General features: G+C 69.6%; 2 pseudogenes. One reads left to right on the top strand and one right to left on the bottom strand.

The features are described from left to right. Window positions 1–449, bottom strand: a pseudogene (locus tag GTP90_RS35785) (CoA transferase); the annotation flags it as partial. Between the two features lie 101 nt (window positions 450–550). Between GTP90_RS35785 and GTP90_RS35780 the strand changes: the two are divergent. Further along, window positions 551–1,092 (top strand): annotated as a pseudogene (locus GTP90_RS35780) (citrate synthase); the annotation flags it as partial.

The following is a 1,092-nucleotide window of genomic DNA, read 5'->3' as shown; positions in this document are numbered from 1 at the left end:
GCCGCGCAGCCGCCCTGCGCCACCACCGCCGCCTCCAACTCGGCACCGCGCCAGCCGGCCACCGCCCGCGCCACCGCCTCGCGTTCCACAGGCGCGCCGAGCACCGCCAGCGCGGCATCGCGGTGATGCAAGGCGTTGGTGTGCAGGCGTATCCAGCCGTCGGCCGTGCGGTAGTCGCCGGCCACAGGGTCCCACAGCGGCGGCCGATCCCAACCCACAGGCTGCAGGGACCAGCCGAACCACATCGACGCGAGCCGGCGATCGACCGTCACCTGCGTTGGCTTTCCGCCCTGCGCCGCGATCAGCTGCCGCACCGCCAGCGCCGCCGCGCCCAGCGACGCCGCCGCCAGTTCCGTCACCGCGTAGCACGACGGCAGGTCGCCCACGCCGGCAATCGTCACGCACTCCCGCGACGGCAGCGACAACGCGGATACAATGGCTTCCAACATTTTAGACATGAACGCTCCGGTAATTGATATGCTGTTTCCAGCTTAGGAGCGCCCATAGAGGGCGTCAATCTTGACTTGAAGCGTCAACATAGGAAACCAAGATGGTCTGGATGACGGCGACGGAAGCGCTGAATGTATTGAATGTCCTCCCGCAGACGCTGTACGCCAACGTCAGCCGGGGCAAGATACGCGCCAAGTCCGACGAGGCCGATCCGCGCCGCAGCCTCTACCACCGCGACGACATCTTGCGCATGGCCGCGCGCAGCAACGGGCGCCGCAAGATCGAGGCGGTCTCCACGCAGGCCATGCAATGGGGCGACCCGGTGCTGCCTTCCGCCATCTCCACCGCCGCCGACGGCCGACTGCTGTACCGCGGCCTCGACGCGACCGTGCTGGCCGACACCGCGACGCTGGAAGACATCGCCGATTTGCTGTGGGAAGCCGATCCCGGCCAGGCAGTCGATGCCATCACAACGGCCGCGATGGCCGCAACAGCCGCATTGCCAGCCGGCGCAAAGTCCGCAGGCACCGGCTCCGCCCCGGCGGGCGAAGCGACCGCCGGGGCGGTGGCAGGCGAAACGGCGACCTCCTTCGCGCCAGCCGGCGCGCTGGGCGCCGGTCTGCTGGCCCTGGCGCTGCGCTG

The organism is Duganella vulcania (assembly GCF_009857655.1).
Classification (GTDB): Bacteria; Pseudomonadota; Gammaproteobacteria; order Burkholderiales; family Burkholderiaceae_D; genus Rugamonas; species Rugamonas vulcania.
The sequence above is the reverse complement of the archived record's forward strand: the minus strand, read 5'-3'. Positions and strand labels throughout refer to the sequence as shown.